The following is a 15,064-nucleotide window of genomic DNA, read 5'->3' on the forward strand; positions in this document are numbered from 1 at the left end:
CCAGGCGGAGCGCCCCGCTCCGCCTGCTGTTTTACAAACCTTTGAGCAATCGCTCGACAAACTCCGGCACCACTTCACTTGCCAGCCCGTAGTGCTTCTCTTCAAATTCGCTGCCGACCTGGCTCGGCTCCAGATTCAGCTCCACGGTATGCGCGCCGTGCAGCCGCGCTTCGTGGACGAATCCCGCCGCCGGATAAACGTGCCCGGAGGTGCCGATAGCAATAAACACATCCGCCATCGCCAGCGCCTGATAAATCTCGTCCATACCCAACGGCATTTCGCCAAACCACACCACATGCGGGCGCAGCGGCGCAGGGAACTGGCAACAGTGGCATTTATCATCGCCGGTAATGTCATGGGTCCACTCGAAGATCTGCCCGCTTTGTGAACAGCGCACTTTCAGCAGTTCGCCATGCATATGGATAATGTTGTGGTTGCCCGCCCGCTCATGGAGATTGTCGATATTCTGGGTAATCAGCAAAAACCGGTCGCCCAGCGCCTGCTCCAGCGCCGCCAGCGCCAGATGGGCGGCGTTGGGTTGGATACCGGGCTGCTGCAACTGGCGGCGACGGGCGTTGTAAAACGCCTGCACCAGTTGCGGATCGCGGGCAAAGCCTTCCGGCGTCGCCACGTCTTCGACGCGATGCTCTTCCCATAGTCCGTCGGTGGCGCGAAAGGTGCGGATCCCGGATTCCGCCGAGATCCCCGCGCCGGTTAATACCACTACTCTTGGTTTATCCATCGCTTCGGGTACTCCATTCTGGAAAAATAACCGCTGACGCAACCGCTCGCGCAGCCGACGCTTGTTTCTTTTAAACCGCAGTAAACGGTGCTGACGACGCGATAGCATAGCCACCTCAGAAAGTTAGTCCGTTAGATGGAGGAACGCAGCGCCGCGCATTCCTCCGGCATCCCCGTGCCTTGCCGCTTCGATACGCGGCGTCCGGGCGACGGGAAGGAGCGAGCGGGGCAGACGCGCGCCCAGCGCTTCGGTCAGGTATGAAAAATTCGATAAACCGCCGCCAATCACCACCAGATGCGCATCGACAACCGTCAGCCAGTTGCCGAGACAGATAGCCAGCAGGTCGACAAAGCGTTCGACGTGGGCGCGCGCCTTGTCGTCACCGGCATGCCAGCGGGCGATAATTTCCGGGGCCTCCAGTGATTGATGGTAGAAGTGATGGTACAGCCATGCAAAGCCGCGCCCGGAAAGAAAGGTCTCTGCGCAGCCGTGCTGGCCGCAACCGCAGCGTTTGATCGGGATGTCCCAGCCGAGCAGCGCCACCGCATCAATGGGCAACCGGGTGTGGCCGAACTCACCGGTAATGTAATTGCGACCGGTCACCGATTTGCCGTCAATCACCAGCCCGCCGCCGACGCCGGTGCCGAGGATCAACCCCATCACCACCGGATAGCGGCGGAACTCTTCATCCCAGGCTTCCGATAGCGCAAAGCAGTTGGCGTCGTTATCGATGCGCACATCGCGATCCAACAAACGGCTTAGATCGGCGCGTACCGGATGGCCGGAGGCGGCGGGTAGATTGGCGGCGTACAGCAACCCTTCATCGGTTTCCGGCATTCCGGGAATGCCGATGCCGACGTGTCCCGCTACGCCGAACTGGGCATCGGCCTGGTTAACCAGCCCGATTATCGCATCCAGAAACGCCGGATAGCTGTCGTGGGGCGTGGGGACACGTTTTTCATACTGCAACTGCCGCGCCGCGTCATAGACGCCCAGCGCGATTTTACTGCCGCCGATATCAAAACCGTAATACATCCCTGCCTCCTGTGATTATTGCCCGCTCAGCACCCGCGCCGGATCGATACGGCTGGCGCGCCGCGCCGGATACCAGCTGGCCAACAGGCTCAGCACCAGCGCGGTGATCAACACATATACCACATCCATGATGTGAAGTTCTGATGGCAAAAAGTCGATAAAGTAAATATCGCCGGACAGGAAGTGGTGGCCGATGAGTTTCTCAATCCACGCGATAATGTTTGTCAGTTGCCAGGAAGCCAGCACGCCGACCACCACGCCGCTGACGCTGCCCACCAGCCCGGCCAACAAACCGTACCAGACAAAAATGGCGCGGATCAGCCCGTCTTTGGCCCCCAGGGTGCGCAGCACCGCGATATCGCTGCTCTTGTCTTTCACCGCCATCACCAGCGTGGAAACGATATTGAAGCAGGCGACGCCGATCACCAGCACCATCGCCAGATACATAATGGCGCGGATCATCTGGATATCGCGATACATATAACCATAAGTGCCAATCCAGCTTTTGATATACACATAGGCGTTGGTCACTTCGCCCGCGTCGCGTACCAGCTTGTTGGCGTTAAACACGTCATTCACTTTAATGGCGATACCGGTGACGCTGTCGCCCATGTCCAGATACTGCTGGGCATCCTGCATCGGCACCATGGCGAGGCTGTGATCGAGCTGGCCGCTGAGCTGTAAAATACCGGCGATTTGCAGGCGCACCCGCTTGGGTTGCAGCAGCTTATTTTCACCGTCGGAGTTGGGGATCATGATCGAGATCCAGTCGCCCTGCTTCACTTTCAGCGCGTCCGCCACGCCTTTGCCGATAATAATTTGCTGCTGCCCGGCCTTAAAGTTTTGCCAGGCCTGATTCTGAACGTATTTCGGCAACGCGCTCAGGCGGGTTTCCTGCTCGGGATCGACGCCCTTCACCTGAATCGCCCGCAGGTTGACCCCGCTTTCAATCAGGCCGGTGAAGTTGATATAGGGCGCAGCGGCTTCGATGCCGGGCACCTTTTCCACCCGCGCCAGCACTTCGGGCCAGCCTTTCCACGGCTGATCCACCGGCTCGATTTCCCCGTGCGGCACCACCGCCAGAATGCGGTTATTAAGCTCGCGCTCGAAGCCGTTCATAGCGCTCAGGCCCATGATCAGCACCGCCACGCCCAGCGCGATGCCCAGCGTGGAAATAATGGAAATCAGCGATACCATGCCGCTGCGCCGCCGTCCCCGGCTAAAGCGCAGGCCAATCAGTAAGGAAAGTGGGCTCGTCATTACTGCGCTCCCATCAGGGTCAGTTCGCTGCTGAGATGCCCGTCGCGCATTTCCAGCTGGCGGCTCATCCGGCGCGCCAGTTGCAGATCGTGGGTCACCACCAGAAACGCGGTGCCCTGCTGCTGATTCAGTTCGCCTAACAGCGCGAAGATGCTGTCGGCATTGCGGGCGTCAAGGTTGCCGGTGGGCTCGTCCGCCATCACCAGCCGCGGCTTGTTCACCAGCGCGCGGGCAATCGCCACGCGCTGGCGCTCGCCGCCGGAAAGCTCGGATGGACGGTGGTTGCTGCGATGCCCCAGCCCGACGGCGTTCAACATCTCCAGCGCCCGCGCCTGGGTTTCGTCGGTTTTTTTCTTGCCGATCAGCAGCGGCATCGCCACGTTCTCCAGCGCGGTGAAGTCCGGCAGTAGGTGGTGGAACTGGTAGATAAAGCCCAGCTCGCGGTTGCGCAGCTCTGCCTTTGCGGCGGACGACATGCCGCTCATGGCTTTACCGTTGAAAATCACATCACCAGAGGTTGGCGTATCTAACCCGCCGAGCAGATGCAACAGGGTACTTTTCCCGGAGCCGGAGCTGCCGACAATCGCCATCATCTCGCCGCTCTGGATCGTGAAACTGACGTTATGCAACACGTCGGTCTGCACGTTCCCTTCCTGATAGCGTTTGCACAGGTTGTCGCACTGCAACAGGACAGAATTACTCATAACGTAAAGCCTCAGCGGGTTGAGTGGCGGCGGCGCGCCAGGACGGATACAGCGTGGATAACAGCGCGATAGCCATGGCGATTAACGCGATGGCAACCACTTGTAACGGTTCGATAGCGACCGGCAGCGCCGCGCCGTCGAGCAATGCGCCGATAATCGGCATTAAATTATTCAGCTGGCTGGCCAGCAGCGCGCCGAGCAATGCGCCCAACAGCGCGCCGATCACGCCTGCGCTGGCCCCCTGGACCATAAACACCGCCATGATCTGGCGCGGCGTCAGCCCCTGGGTTTGCAGGATCGCCACTTCACCCTGCTTTTCCATCACCATCAGGCCAAGCGAGGTAATGATATTGAATGCGGCAACGGCGACGATCAGGCTCAGCAGCAGCCCCATCATGTTTTTTTCCATGCGCACCGCCTGGAACAACTCGCCCTTGCGCTCGCGCCAGTCTTTCCATTCGGTGCCCGGCGGCAAGGTTTGCTGGCTCAGCACGTCCACTTTCAGCGGTTCGTTGAGCCACAGACGCCAGCCGGTGATATTCCCCGCCGGGTAGCGCATCAGGCGCGACGCGTCCTGGATATTCACCAGCATCTGGTAGCCGTCCACTTCGCTATTGGCGGCGAAGGTGCCGATCACGGTAAACAGCCGCTGGCTAGGCAGGCGGCCCATCGGAGTAAACTGGCTGGCAGACGGCACCATCAGGCGCAGTTGATCGCCGCGCTTCACGCCCAGTTGCCCGGCCAGTTGCTCGCCGAGGATCACCTTATATTGCCCGGCGACCAGATCGGTTTGCTTCACGTTCACCAGATAGGGCGTAAGCGGGTCCTCTTTAGCCGGATCGATACCCAGCATTACGCCCACCGCCACGCTACGCGGGCTTTGCAGCACCACATCGCCGGTGGTCAGCGACGCGATACGCTTAACGCCCTGCAATTTAAGGTCTTGTTCGGGGAGCTGTTGCGGATTGATTGAGCCCTTCGGCGTGGTAATCAGCGCCTGCGGCATCAGCCCAAGAATGTTGTTTTGCAGCTCGCGCTCGAAGCCGTTCATCACTGACAGCACCGTGACCAGCGCCATTACCCCAAGGGTGATGCCAATGGTAGAGAGCCAGGAGACAAATCGACCGAAGCGGTCTGCTGCGCGGCCCCGCATATAGCGCAGGCCGATAAATAAAGCGACAGGTTGGTACATGAAATCCATCTGATTGCTTTGCAAAGTAACCCGGGAGTATATAAGCCTGCCGGAATCAAGTAAATGAAATACAACGTCTTTTTGTTTCACCGCCGCAGATAAAAACATAGTCAAATCAATCTGATAAACGAGACGGCGTATAAGCATTGCGCTTTTCAGGCGATTTCACCCTGCGATTTATCCTGAAATCACCACCCTTTTAGCGGTAAAAGTGACAACGTCACATAAACCCCGTTGCGAAGTTTGTGTTACGCTTTGCTAATACAGACCGATCGCGGATAATAACAACAGTCCGCATTCATCGCGATAACCCATTCTTGCGCCAGACTTTACCGGGTCGCGGGTCACAACGAGAAACGCTAAAACACGCTATGTCTGAACAATATCGTTATTCCTTGCCCGCCAAACCGGGCGACCAACGTCTACTGGGCGAACTCACCGGCGCAGCCTGCGCCACGGAAGTGGCGGAAATGGCGGAACGCCATGCCGGGCCGGTGATCCTGATTGCCCCTGATATGCAAAATGCCCTGCGGCTGCACGATGAGATCCGCCAGTTTACCGACAGCATGGTGATGAACCTGGCGGACTGGGAAACCCTGCCTTACGACAGTTTCTCACCCCATCAGGACATTATCTCTTCCCGCCTCTCAACGCTGTATCAACTGCCCGCCATGCAGCGCGGCGTGCTGATCCTGCCGGTGAATACCTTGATGCAGCGCGTTTGCCCGCACAGTTTCCTGCACGGCCATGCGCTGGTGATGAAGAAAGGCCAGCAGCTGTCGCGCGACGCGCTGCGCGGCCAACTGGAACAGGCGGGCTATCGCCATGTGGATCAGGTAATGGAGCATGGCGAATACGCCACGCGCGGCGCCTTGCTCGACCTGTATCCGATGGGCAGCGCCCAGCCCTACCGTCTCGACTTTTTCGATGACGAAATCGACAGTCTGCGGCTGTTTGATGTTGATACCCAGCGCACGCTGGAAGAAGTCGAAGCCATCAACCTGCTGCCGGCACACGAATTCCCCACCGACAAAGCGGCGATTGAACTGTTTCGCACCCACTGGCGCGATCGCTTCGAAGTGAAGCGCGACGCTGAACATATTTATCAGCAGGTCAGTAAAGGCACCCTGCCCGCCGGTATCGAATACTGGCAACCGCTGTTTTTCAGCGAGCCGCTGCCCGCGCTGTTCAGCTATTTCCCGGCGAATACCCTGGTGGTGAATACCGGCGATCTGGAAACCAGCGCCCAGCGCTTTTGGGCCGATACCGTGGCGCGGTTCGAGAATCGCGGCGTTGACCCGATGCGCCCGCTGCTGCCGCCAGAACAGCTGTGGCTGCGTACCGATGAGCTGTTCAGCGAGCTAAAAAACTGGCCGCGCGTGCAGCTTAAAACTGAGGCGCTGCCGGAAAAAGCCGCCAATACCAATCTTGGCTACCAGCCGCTGCCGGAGCTGTCGGTCAAAGCGCAGCAGAAAGCGCCGCTGGACGATCTGCGTAAATTCCTTGAATCCTTCGACGGCCCGGTGGTGTTTTCGGTCGAGAGCGAAGGCCGCCGCGAAGCGCTGTCTGAACTGCTGGCGCGTATCAAAGTGGCCCCGAAAAAGCTTTATCGCTTTGACGAGGCCAGCGCTCAGGGCCGCTACGTGATTTTAGGCTCCGCCGAACGCGGGTTTATCGACACCCGCCGCCAGCGGGCGCTGATTTGCGAAAGCGATCTGCTGGGCGAGCGCGTGGCGCGCCGCCGCCAGGATAATCGCCGTACTATTAACCCGGATACGCTGATCCGCAACCTGGCGGAGCTGCATCCCGGCCAGCCGGTGGTGCATCTGGAACACGGCGTGGGCCGCTATGCCGGGATGACCACGCTGGAAGCCGGTGGGATCACTGGCGAATACCTGATTCTGACCTACGCTAACGACGCCAAACTCTACGTGCCGGTGTCCTCGCTGCATCTGATCAGCCGCTACGCCGGGGGCGCGGAGGAGAACGCGCCGCTGCACAAGCTGGGCAGCGACGCCTGGTCCCGGGCACGGCAAAAAGCGGCGGAGAAAGTGCGCGACGTGGCGGCGGAGCTGCTGGACATCTACTCGCAACGCGCAGCCAAAGCCGGTTTTGCGTTTAAACACGATCGTGAGCAGTACCAGTTGTTTTGCGACAGTTTCCCGTTTGAAACCACGCCGGATCAGGCCCAGGCCATTAACGCGGTGCTGAGCGATATGTGCCAGCCGCTGGCGATGGATCGGCTGGTATGCGGCGACGTCGGCTTCGGCAAAACCGAAGTAGCGATGCGCGCGGCATTCCTGGCAGTGGAAAACAACAAACAGGTCGCTGTGCTGGTGCCAACCACCCTGCTGGCCCAGCAGCATTTCGACAATTTCCGCGATCGTTTCGCCAACTGGCCGGTGCGCATTGAAATGCTGTCGCGTTTTCGCAGCGCCAAAGAGCAGGCGCAGGTGCTGGAACAGGCCGCCGACGGCAAAATTGATATCCTGATTGGCACCCATAAGCTGTTGCAAAGCGATGTGCAGTGGAAAGATTTGGGCCTGCTGATTGTCGATGAAGAGCACCGCTTCGGGGTACGTCATAAAGAGCGCATCAAAGCGATGCGCGCTGACGTGGATATCCTGACACTCACCGCCACGCCGATCCCGCGTACCCTGAATATGGCGATGAGCGGCATGCGCGATCTGTCGATTATCGCCACCCCACCGGCGCGCCGCCTGGCGGTGAAAACCTTTGTGCGCGAGTACGACAGCCTGGTGGTGCGCGAGGCTATCCTGCGTGAGATCCTGCGCGGCGGCCAGGTTTACTATCTGTATAACGACGTGGAAAACATCCAGAAAGCCGCCGACCGGCTGGCCACCCTGGTGCCGGAAGCGCGTATCGCCATCGGCCACGGCCAGATGCGTGAGCGCGAACTGGAACGGGTAATGAACGATTTCCACCACCAGCGTTTTAACGTGCTGGTGTGCACCACCATTATCGAAACCGGGATCGACATCCCCACCGCCAATACCATCATTATTGAGCGCGCCGATCATTTCGGCCTGGCCCAGTTGCACCAACTGCGTGGCCGTGTGGGCCGTTCGCACCACCAGGCCTACGCCTGGCTGCTGACGCCGCATCCCAAAGCCATGACCACCGATGCGCAAAAACGCCTTGAAGCCATTGCCTCGCTGGAGGATTTGGGCGCAGGCTTCGCGCTGGCGACTCACGATTTAGAAATCCGCGGCGCGGGTGAACTGCTCGGCGAAGGCCAGAGCGGGCAGATGGAAACCATCGGCTTCTCGCTGTACATGGAGCTGCTGGAAAACGCGGTGGATGCGCTGAAACAAGGCCGCGAGCCGTCGCTGGAGGATCTCACCAGCCAGCAAACCGAGGTAGAGCTGCGGATGCCGTCGCTGTTGCCGGAAGATTTTATCCCCGATGTGAATACCCGCCTGTCGTTCTATAAGCGCATCGCCAGCGCCAAAAAACCGGCTGAGCTTGACGAAATCAAAGTGGAGCTGATTGACCGTTTCGGCCTGTTGCCGGATGCGGCGCGCAATCTGCTGGATATCGCCCGGCTGCGCCAGCAGGCGCAGAAAATGGGCATTCGTAAGATTGAAGCCCACGATAAGGGCGGCGTGATTGAGTTTGCCGAGAAGAACCATGTCGATCCGGTCTGGTTGATCGGTTTACTGCAAAAGTCGCCGCAACATTTCCGTCTCGATGGCCCGACGCGCCTGAAGTTTTTCCAGGATCTCAACGAGCGTAAAACCCGGATGGATTGGGTGACGCAATTTATGACCCAGGTACAGGAAAACGCAGTGGCATAACCGACACAGGCCTGGCGCAACGTCAGGCCTGGGTTATTCAGGTGAATAATTTACAAAATATTTCAATCCTCCAGGATTTCCCTGGACGGCGCTGGTCATACTTCCCTCTTCTGCCCACTACAAATCCTTAACAATCATAGGGTTATTAATATGACTTCTGCATTGCGCATTTTTCGCTGGATCACCTGGTTTAGCGTGATCGCCACGCTTGCCCTCGCGCTGCCAACGCGCGCTAATACCTACCCGCTACCGCCTGCGGGCAGCCGTTTGATAGGCGAAAACCAGTTCCATGTGGTTGAGCCCGGCGGCGGCTCGCTGGAGGCCATCGCCAAAAAGTACAACGTCGGTTTCCTGGCGCTGATGCAGGCCAACCCCGGCGTTGACCCCTATGTGCCGCGTGAAGGCAGCGTGCTGACCATCCCGCGCCAGATGCTGCTACCGGATGCGCCGCGTGAAGGCATCCTGATCAACCTGGCGGAGCTGCGCCTTTACTACTTCCCGCCGGGTACCAACAGCGTGACGGTGTATCCGATCGGTATCGGTCAACTGGACGGCGACACCCTGACGCCAACCATGAAAACCAGCGTGTCGCAAAAGCGCGCTAACCCGACCTGGACGCCAACCGCCAATATTCGCGCCCGCTATCTGAAGCAGGGGATCACTTTACCGGCGGTGGTGCCTGCCGGGCCGGACAACCCGATGGGGCATCACGCGATCCGCCTGGCGGCCTACGGCGGCGTTTATTTGCTGCACGGCACCAATGCCGATTTCGGCATCGGGATGCGCGTCAGTTCCGGCTGTATCCGCCTGCGCGATGACGATATCAAGCATCTGTTTAGCGTGGTGGATGTGGGCACGAAGGTGAACATCATTAACGAGCCGCTGAAAATCTCCAGCGAGCCGGATGGCCGCCAGATTGTCGAGGTCCATCAGCCGCTGTCGAAGGATATCAATGACGATCCGCAAACCCTGCCGATTAACCTCAATGACAGTGCGCAGCGCTTTCGTAGCCAGCCGACGGTTAATGGCGACGTGATGAACCACGCCATGGAGTTGCGCTCCGGGATGCCGGTAGACGTGACCCGGCATGGGGACGCCAGCGCCCAACAACCCATCTAAAAAAATGGCCTCGCTAAGCGAGGCCATGTTGTTTTGTTCGGGGGGTTAGCGACCGGTCATGGTCAGGCCGCCTGGAATGGCTTTCTGCATGCGGTGCCAGATTTCACCACTCTCATGACCGTAGCGGCGCACGCTTTCATACACCTGGTCATGCAGCCCTTCTTCGCAGATTTTCGCCAGCCGATGGTAGAAACCTAACGCCAGGCTGCGCGCTTCCGGATTCGCAAAATAGTGGCGGCCAATGCGGGTATACAGCCCTTTCATCCCGTTGAGGATCAGGCCGTAAATGGGGTTGCCCGAGGCAAACGCCAGCCCGCGAAAGATGTTGTAGTCGAGATTAGCGAACGCATCGGCGTGGTCTTCCACTTCCGACGCGGTAGCCAGCACTTCCAGCGCTTTATCCGGATGCTGACGAAACGCGGTACGAATAAAAATGGTCGCGATATTGGTACGCACCGACAGCAGATTATCAATCAGCTGCGGGACGCTTTCGTGATCGAGGCGCGCCAGCGTTTCAAGAATGTTCAGCCCGGACGTTTCCCAGAAGTTATTCACTTTGGTCGGTTTGCCGTGTTGAATAGTCAACCAGCCGTCGCGCGCCAGGCGCTGCAACACTTCGCGCAGCGTAGTGCGGGTGACGCCGATCAACTCAGAGAGCTCACGTTCCGCCGGAAGGATCGTCCCCGGTGGGAAGCGATTATTCCAGATACTTTCAATGATGTACTCTTCAGCGAAACCCGCCGGGCTTTGCGCCTTTATAACCATAGTGAGATACCCATACACAGCATTTTACAAAATTCACTCATCATACCAGACGCATTTCCTGACAGATAGCGAAGTCTCAGGGGAAAAAGGGGATCGCGGTTTGCTTTTTGTTAATTACCGGCGCGTTTAAAACCCTGTTTTAGCTTGCCTGGAACACACGCGAGCGCTAGGATTTTCCGTCGCCCCTCCCACCCTTTTTCTTCAGGAGTAAAAACCAGGCTATGGAAATGTCTTTCGGACGCGCGCTTTATCGTAATTTTCTCGGGCAGTCTCCTGACTGGTACAAAGTGACCCTGTTGTCATTTCTGATACTCAATCCGATTCTTTTTTTCGTCAGCCCGTTTATCGCCGGTTGGTTGCTGGTGGGCGAATTCATTTTCACCCTGGCGATGGCGTTGAAGTGCTACCCGCTGCTGCCCGGCGGGCTGCTGGCGATTGAAGCGGTAATCATCGGTATGACCACGCCGGGTCATATCCGCGAAGAGATAAGCGCAAACCTGGAAGTGCTGTTGCTGCTGATGTTTATGGTGGCGGGCATCTATTTTATGAAGCAGTTGCTGCTGCTGATTTTTACCAAACTGCTGCTGGGTATCCGTTCAAAGATTTTACTGTCGCTGGCGTTCTGTTTCGCCGCCGCGTTTTTATCCGCGTTCCTGGACGCCCTGACAGTGGTGGCCGTGGTGATAAGCGTCGCCGTGGGCTTTTACAGCATCTACCACCGCTACGCCAGCACCCGTCACGACAACGGCGATTTACAGGATGACTCGACGCTCGAAGAAGACAGCCGCGCCAGTCTGGAGAAATTCCGCGCTTTTCTACGCAGCCTGATGATGCATGCCGGGGTCGGCACCGCGCTCGGCGGCGTAATGACGATGGTAGGCGAACCCCAGAACCTGATTATCGCCAAAGCCGCCGACTGGCACTTTGTCGATTTTTTGCTGCGCGTTGCCCCGGTGAGCGTACCGGTCCTGTTCTGCGGCCTGGCAACCTGTGTCATCGTCGAGAAAATGCGCTGGTTCGGCTACGGCGAATCGCTGCCGGAATCGGTACGCCAGGTATTGCGTGAGTTTGATGAAAAAAGCAGCCGCGAGCGCACCCGGCAGGACAAAATGAAGCTGGTGGTTCAGGGGATTATCGCCGTCTGGCTTATCGTCGCGCTGGCCCTGCATCTGGCCGAAGTCGGCCTGATTGGCCTGTCGGTGATTGTGTTCGCGACCGCGCTGTGCGGCGTCACCGATGAGCATGCCATCGGCAAAGCGTTCACCGAAGCGCTGCCGTTCACCGCGCTATTGACGGTATTTTTTGCCGTCGTGGCGGTGATAATCGACCAGAAACTGTTCTCGCCGATCATTACCTTTGTGCTGGAAGCCGCGCCGCATGCGCAATTGTCGCTTTTTTATCTGTTTAACGGCCTGCTGTCGTCGATTTCCGATAACGTGTTTGTCGGCACGGTGTATATTAACGAGGCTAAAACTGCGCTGGAGCAAGGGCTTATCGATCGCAACCAGTTTGAGTTGCTGGCGGTGGCGATTAACACCGGCACCAATTTGCCGTCGGTGGCGACGCCTAACGGCCAGGCGGCGTTTCTGTTCCTGTTGACCTCGGCGCTGGCGCCGTTGATTCGCCTGTCGTATGGCCGCATGGTATGGATGGCGCTGCCGTATACGCTGGTGCTCACCTTAACGGGGCTGGCCTGCGTTGAATTTATCTTGATGCCCGCCACAGAGTGGATGCTGGCGCATGGCTGGATCGCGACAGCCTGATTATGATGGCGCGCGAAGCGAAAAACGAACAAAGCGCCATCTCCGGCAGGCGCTTTGAATGATGAATATCCGATAAATTTGTTATTTTTTTAGTCCTTAGTGGCGTGCCAGGCGAATTCGTTTACACTGCCCTCTCGACGCATACAGCAGGGAATTTGATTATGTTGCGATATTTAAACCAGTGCTCCCACGGTCGCGGCGCCTGGCTTCTGATGGCTATTACGGCGTTTGCCCTTGAACTGGTTGCGTTGTGGTTTCAGCATGTTATGAAGCTACAGCCGTGCGTGTTATGTATTTACGAGCGCTGCGCGTTATTCGGCATTATGGGCGCGGGCATTCTGGGCGCAATCGCCCCTAAAACACCGCTACGTTTGGTGGCGATTGGCGTATGGATTTACAGCGCGTGGCAGGGTGTGGCGCTGGCCTATGAGCACACCATCATCCAGTTGCACCCGTCTCCGTTTGTCACCTGCGACTTCGCCGCGCGCTTCCCGAGCTGGCTGCCGCTGGATAAATGGCTGCCGCAAGTGTTTGTCGCCAGCGGCGACTGCTCGGTGCGTCAGTGGGAATTTTTATCGCTGGAGATGCCGCAGTGGCTGCTGGGCATTTTCGCGGCTTACCTGGTCATCGCGCTGCTGGTGCTGATCGCCCAGCCGTTTAAACCGAAAAAACGCGATCTGTTTGGCCGTTACTAAGAAAGGAATTTCACAGGCCCTGAAGCACTGCTTCAGGGCTTTTTTTTGCCCTGCGATCAGAACAGCGCAAACAGCAGCGCCACGGGGAAACTCATCGGCCAGGTCGCGCCGATTAACGCCGCGCTCAATAATTTAATCCGCACTCTGTCTTTGGCAATAAAGAATGTCACCACGGCGGCAAGGCTCGCCATCACCATGTAAAACACCCACATTTTTTGATACAGCGTCATAAAACTCGCGATCCGTTGAATAAACGGGCGGCACTATGCGCGGAATTTTCTCTGACATCAAGTTGATTAACGTAGCCGTAGCATTTCTACCACTAAATTTCCGGATTTACTCAACAAAAAACCGCCTGCTAAGAGGCGGTTGTCTGTCGTTCCCGACATTTAGTGCGACGGTTCCGAAGCCTGCTGGCTCTGTTGTTGCAGGATCCTGAAGATCTGGTCTTTCAGGTGCAGTTTTTCTTTCTTGAGCCGGGCGACCTCCTCGCAATAACCCCTGCCATTGGCGCCTTCACGGCGGCTTATTTCATGGTCCAGGGCATTATGCTTCTCGACGAGTGATTCGAAACGCGGATGTTCAGCTTTGAGGCGGGAAATTAAATCACGGTACTCTGGGAACATAGGCCTTCCTCTGTAAAGTGGATGACGGTGTCGCCTTTGCAGCGACACGTTCACTCTACGACTTTTTGCTGAGAGCGGGCAAAGAGAATGGCGGTTTTGTGAGCAGGGTCCGGCTCGTTAGCACATTATGAATTTGCGTTAGGGTTACTGCGCCCAGTCCGGCTTGTTGAGGATGTGATCCTGCCAGTCGCGTACCGTGGACTCTTTCACCGCGATATTACGCACCGAAATCCGCTCGGCATGCATCGCCGCTTTGGAGCCGGTACGCAGCGGGTGCCAGACCGGCAGCCCCTTGCCTTCCGCCAACAGGCGATAGGCGCAGCTTGGCGGCAACCATTCGAAGGTTGGCAGGTTTTCGCGGGTCAGCTTGATGCAGTCCGGCTCATACTCGAAGCGGCGCTCGTAGTTGCGGCACTGGCAGGTTTTGATATTGAGCTGCTTGCAGGCGACGTTGGTGAAGTAGATTTCATCGGTGTCTTCGTCCATCAGCTTGTGCAGGCAGCACTGGCCGCAGCCGTCGCACAGGGATTCCCACTCCGCATCGCTCATTTCATCGAGAGTTTTTTGTTGCCAGAAAGGTATATCGCTCATGCCGGGGCCCGTCGCTCAAAGTCAGCTGCACCTTATAAACACTATCGGCCCCGGATGCAAGTTTTGCCGCCCCGGACGAGGCGGCTGAACGGTTACAGGACGCGTGTCGTCAGGGTGCGATCGTTAAAGGTAATGTCCAGCTCATCGCCGCTCACCAGCGGCCCGACGCCTTCCGGCGTGCCAGTTAAAACGATATCCCCGGCGCGCAGGGTAAAGTAGCGGCTCATATAGGCAATCAAGGGAATGATTTTGTGGATCATGTCTTTGGTATTGCCGTTCTGGCGCACTTCGCCGTTGACCTTCAGCCCCAGCGCCACGTTCTGCGGATCGCAGCCAAATTCCGCCGCCGGAATAAAGCCGGAAATCGGGCAGGCATTATCAAAGCCTTTGGCTTTTTCCCACGGGTGGCCGCCCTTCTTCATTTTCGACTGTACATCGCGCAGCGTAAGATCGAGCGCGATACCATAGCCCGCGATGGCTTTGCTGACGTGGTCTTCTGTCGCCTGACGCAGCGTTGAGCCGATCAGGACGGCCAGCTCCACTTCATGGTGTACTGAACCCAGCCCCTGGGGCAGCACCAGCGGCTGGCGAATATCGCACAGCGCGGTTTCCGGTTTGATAAACAGTACCGGCTCGTCAGGCGGCGTGCTCCCCATCTCCTGAATGTGTTTGCTGTAGTTGCTGCCCACGCAAACCACTTTGTTCACCGGAAAATCCAGTAGCGCCCCTTGCCAGTTATGGTGTTGATACATGA

14 protein-coding genes are annotated in these 15,064 nt (G+C 57.8%); 4 read left to right on the forward strand and 10 right to left on the reverse strand.

The window, feature by feature from the left end; translation table 11 throughout:
* Window positions 1-31: 31 nt before the first annotated feature.
* From cobB to lolC, 5 genes are read right to left on the reverse strand one after another with little or no spacing between them, the layout of a single operon-like run.
* Entirely contained in the window at window positions 32-850 is an 819-nt protein-coding gene (gene cobB / locus FHW74_RS01525; protein ID WP_183168826.1) for a Sir2 family NAD+-dependent deacetylase, read from the reverse strand.
* Window positions 851-865: 15 nt separating this feature from the next.
* Window positions 866-1,777 (reverse strand): N-acetylglucosamine kinase, encoded by a 912-nt coding sequence (nagK, locus tag FHW74_RS01530; RefSeq protein ID WP_183168827.1) that lies wholly within the window; start codon window positions 1,775-1,777, stop codon window positions 866-868.
* Window positions 1,778-1,792: 15 nt separating this feature from the next.
* Window positions 1,793-3,037 carry a lipoprotein-releasing ABC transporter permease subunit LolE gene (gene lolE, locus FHW74_RS01535; RefSeq protein WP_183168828.1) on the reverse strand — a complete coding sequence of 415 codons (1,245 nt, stop codon included), beginning with the start codon at window positions 3,035-3,037 and terminating at the stop codon, window positions 1,793-1,795.
* The gene (gene lolD / locus FHW74_RS01540) at window positions 3,037-3,741 is read right to left on the reverse strand and encodes a lipoprotein-releasing ABC transporter ATP-binding protein LolD (RefSeq protein ID WP_125291980.1); all 705 of its coding nucleotides are present in this window, start codon (window positions 3,739-3,741) and stop codon (window positions 3,037-3,039) included. Before lolD ends, lolE begins: the two co-directional genes overlap by 1 nt.
* Window positions 3,734-4,933: a lipoprotein-releasing ABC transporter permease subunit LolC gene (lolC, locus tag FHW74_RS01545; protein ID WP_183168829.1), complete on the reverse strand. Its 1,200-nt coding sequence runs from the start codon at window positions 4,931-4,933 to the stop codon at window positions 3,734-3,736. The genes lolD and lolC overlap by 8 nt, the downstream gene beginning before the upstream one ends.
* A 371-nt stretch (window positions 4,934-5,304) precedes the next feature.
* On the opposite strand from lolC, the gene mfd reads away from it, so the two are divergent.
* Window positions 5,305-8,751, forward strand: a complete 3,447-nt coding sequence (gene mfd, locus FHW74_RS01550) for a transcription-repair coupling factor (protein WP_183168830.1) — start codon at window positions 5,305-5,307, stop codon at window positions 8,749-8,751.
* A gap of 150 nt (window positions 8,752-8,901) precedes the next feature.
* The gene (locus FHW74_RS01555; protein ID WP_183168831.1) at window positions 8,902-9,870 is read left to right on the forward strand and encodes a L,D-transpeptidase family protein; all 969 of its coding nucleotides are present in this window, start codon (window positions 8,902-8,904) and stop codon (window positions 9,868-9,870) included.
* A 45-nt stretch (window positions 9,871-9,915) separates the two neighbouring features.
* Here FHW74_RS01555 and fadR read toward each other — a convergent pair whose 3' ends face one another.
* A complete protein-coding gene (gene fadR, locus FHW74_RS01560; RefSeq protein WP_183168833.1) occupies window positions 9,916-10,635 on the reverse strand; it encodes a fatty acid metabolism transcriptional regulator FadR in 720 nt (239 codons plus the stop codon).
* A 221-nt stretch (window positions 10,636-10,856) separates the two neighbouring features.
* Here fadR and nhaB point away from each other — a divergent pair, with 221 nt between their 5' ends.
* Window positions 10,857-12,398: a Na(+)/H(+) antiporter NhaB gene (gene nhaB / locus FHW74_RS01565; protein WP_183168834.1), complete on the forward strand. Its 1,542-nt coding sequence runs from the start codon at window positions 10,857-10,859 to the stop codon at window positions 12,396-12,398.
* 161 nt (window positions 12,399-12,559) lie between these two features.
* Entirely contained in the window at window positions 12,560-13,093 is a 534-nt protein-coding gene (gene dsbB / locus FHW74_RS01570; protein ID WP_183168835.1) for a disulfide bond formation protein DsbB, read from the forward strand.
* 56 nt (window positions 13,094-13,149) lie between these two features.
* Here dsbB and FHW74_RS01575 read toward each other — a convergent pair whose 3' ends face one another.
* The 4 genes from FHW74_RS01575 to FHW74_RS01590 all read right to left on the reverse strand — a co-directional run bounded on the left by FHW74_RS01575 (window position 13,150) and on the right by FHW74_RS01590 (window position 15,062).
* On the reverse strand, window positions 13,150-13,323 hold the full coding sequence (locus FHW74_RS01575; RefSeq protein WP_183168836.1) for a GhoT/OrtT family toxin: 174 nt from the start codon (window positions 13,321-13,323) through the stop codon (window positions 13,150-13,152).
* Window positions 13,324-13,482: 159 nt separating this feature from the next.
* Complete coding sequence (locus FHW74_RS01580; RefSeq protein WP_183168837.1) at window positions 13,483-13,719, reverse strand: YdcH family protein; 237 nt, start codon at window positions 13,717-13,719, stop codon at window positions 13,483-13,485.
* Between the two features lie 144 nt (window positions 13,720-13,863).
* Entirely contained in the window at window positions 13,864-14,310 is a 447-nt protein-coding gene (locus FHW74_RS01585) for a YcgN family cysteine cluster protein (RefSeq protein WP_183168838.1), read from the reverse strand.
* A gap of 92 nt (window positions 14,311-14,402) precedes the next feature.
* On the reverse strand, window positions 14,403-15,062 hold the full coding sequence (locus tag FHW74_RS01590; RefSeq protein WP_183168839.1) for a fumarylacetoacetate hydrolase family protein: 660 nt from the start codon (window positions 15,060-15,062) through the stop codon (window positions 14,403-14,405).
* Between the last annotated feature and the right edge of the window lie 2 nt (window positions 15,063-15,064).

The sequence above is a fragment of the Atlantibacter sp. RC6 genome, assembly GCF_014193285.1.
Lineage (GTDB): Bacteria > Pseudomonadota > Gammaproteobacteria > Enterobacterales > Enterobacteriaceae > Atlantibacter.

Excerpts from the sequence above, each read along its gene's own strand:
- cobB (WP_183168826.1), bottom strand. The coding sequence starts at position 850 with ATGCTATCGCGTCGTCAGCACCGTTTACTGCGGTTTAAAAGAAACAAG.
- nagK (WP_183168827.1), bottom strand. The coding sequence starts at position 1,777 with ATGTATTACGGTTTTGATATCGGCGGCAGTAAAATCGCGCTGGGCGTC.
- lolE (WP_183168828.1), bottom strand. The coding sequence starts at position 3,037 with ATGACGAGCCCACTTTCCTTACTGATTGGCCTGCGCTTTAGCCGGGGA.
- lolD (WP_125291980.1), bottom strand. The coding sequence starts at position 3,741 with ATGAGTAATTCTGTCCTGTTGCAGTGCGACAACCTGTGCAAACGCTAT.
- lolC (WP_183168829.1), bottom strand. The coding sequence starts at position 4,933 with ATGTACCAACCTGTCGCTTTATTTATCGGCCTGCGCTATATGCGGGGC.
- mfd (WP_183168830.1), top strand. The coding sequence starts at position 5,305 with ATGTCTGAACAATATCGTTATTCCTTGCCCGCCAAACCGGGCGACCAA.
- FHW74_RS01555 (WP_183168831.1), top strand. The coding sequence starts at position 8,902 with ATGACTTCTGCATTGCGCATTTTTCGCTGGATCACCTGGTTTAGCGTG.
- fadR (WP_183168833.1), bottom strand. The coding sequence starts at position 10,635 with ATGGTTATAAAGGCGCAAAGCCCGGCGGGTTTCGCTGAAGAGTACATC.
- nhaB (WP_183168834.1), top strand. The coding sequence starts at position 10,857 with ATGGAAATGTCTTTCGGACGCGCGCTTTATCGTAATTTTCTCGGGCAG.
- dsbB (WP_183168835.1), top strand. The coding sequence starts at position 12,560 with ATGTTGCGATATTTAAACCAGTGCTCCCACGGTCGCGGCGCCTGGCTT.
- FHW74_RS01575 (WP_183168836.1), bottom strand. The coding sequence starts at position 13,323 with ATGACGCTGTATCAAAAAATGTGGGTGTTTTACATGGTGATGGCGAGC.
- FHW74_RS01580 (WP_183168837.1), bottom strand. The coding sequence starts at position 13,719 with ATGTTCCCAGAGTACCGTGATTTAATTTCCCGCCTCAAAGCTGAACAT.
- FHW74_RS01585 (WP_183168838.1), bottom strand. The coding sequence starts at position 14,310 with ATGAGCGATATACCTTTCTGGCAACAAAAAACTCTCGATGAAATGAGC.
- FHW74_RS01590 (WP_183168839.1), bottom strand. The coding sequence starts at position 15,062 with ATGTATCAACACCATAACTGGCAAGGGGCGCTACTGGATTTTCCGGTG.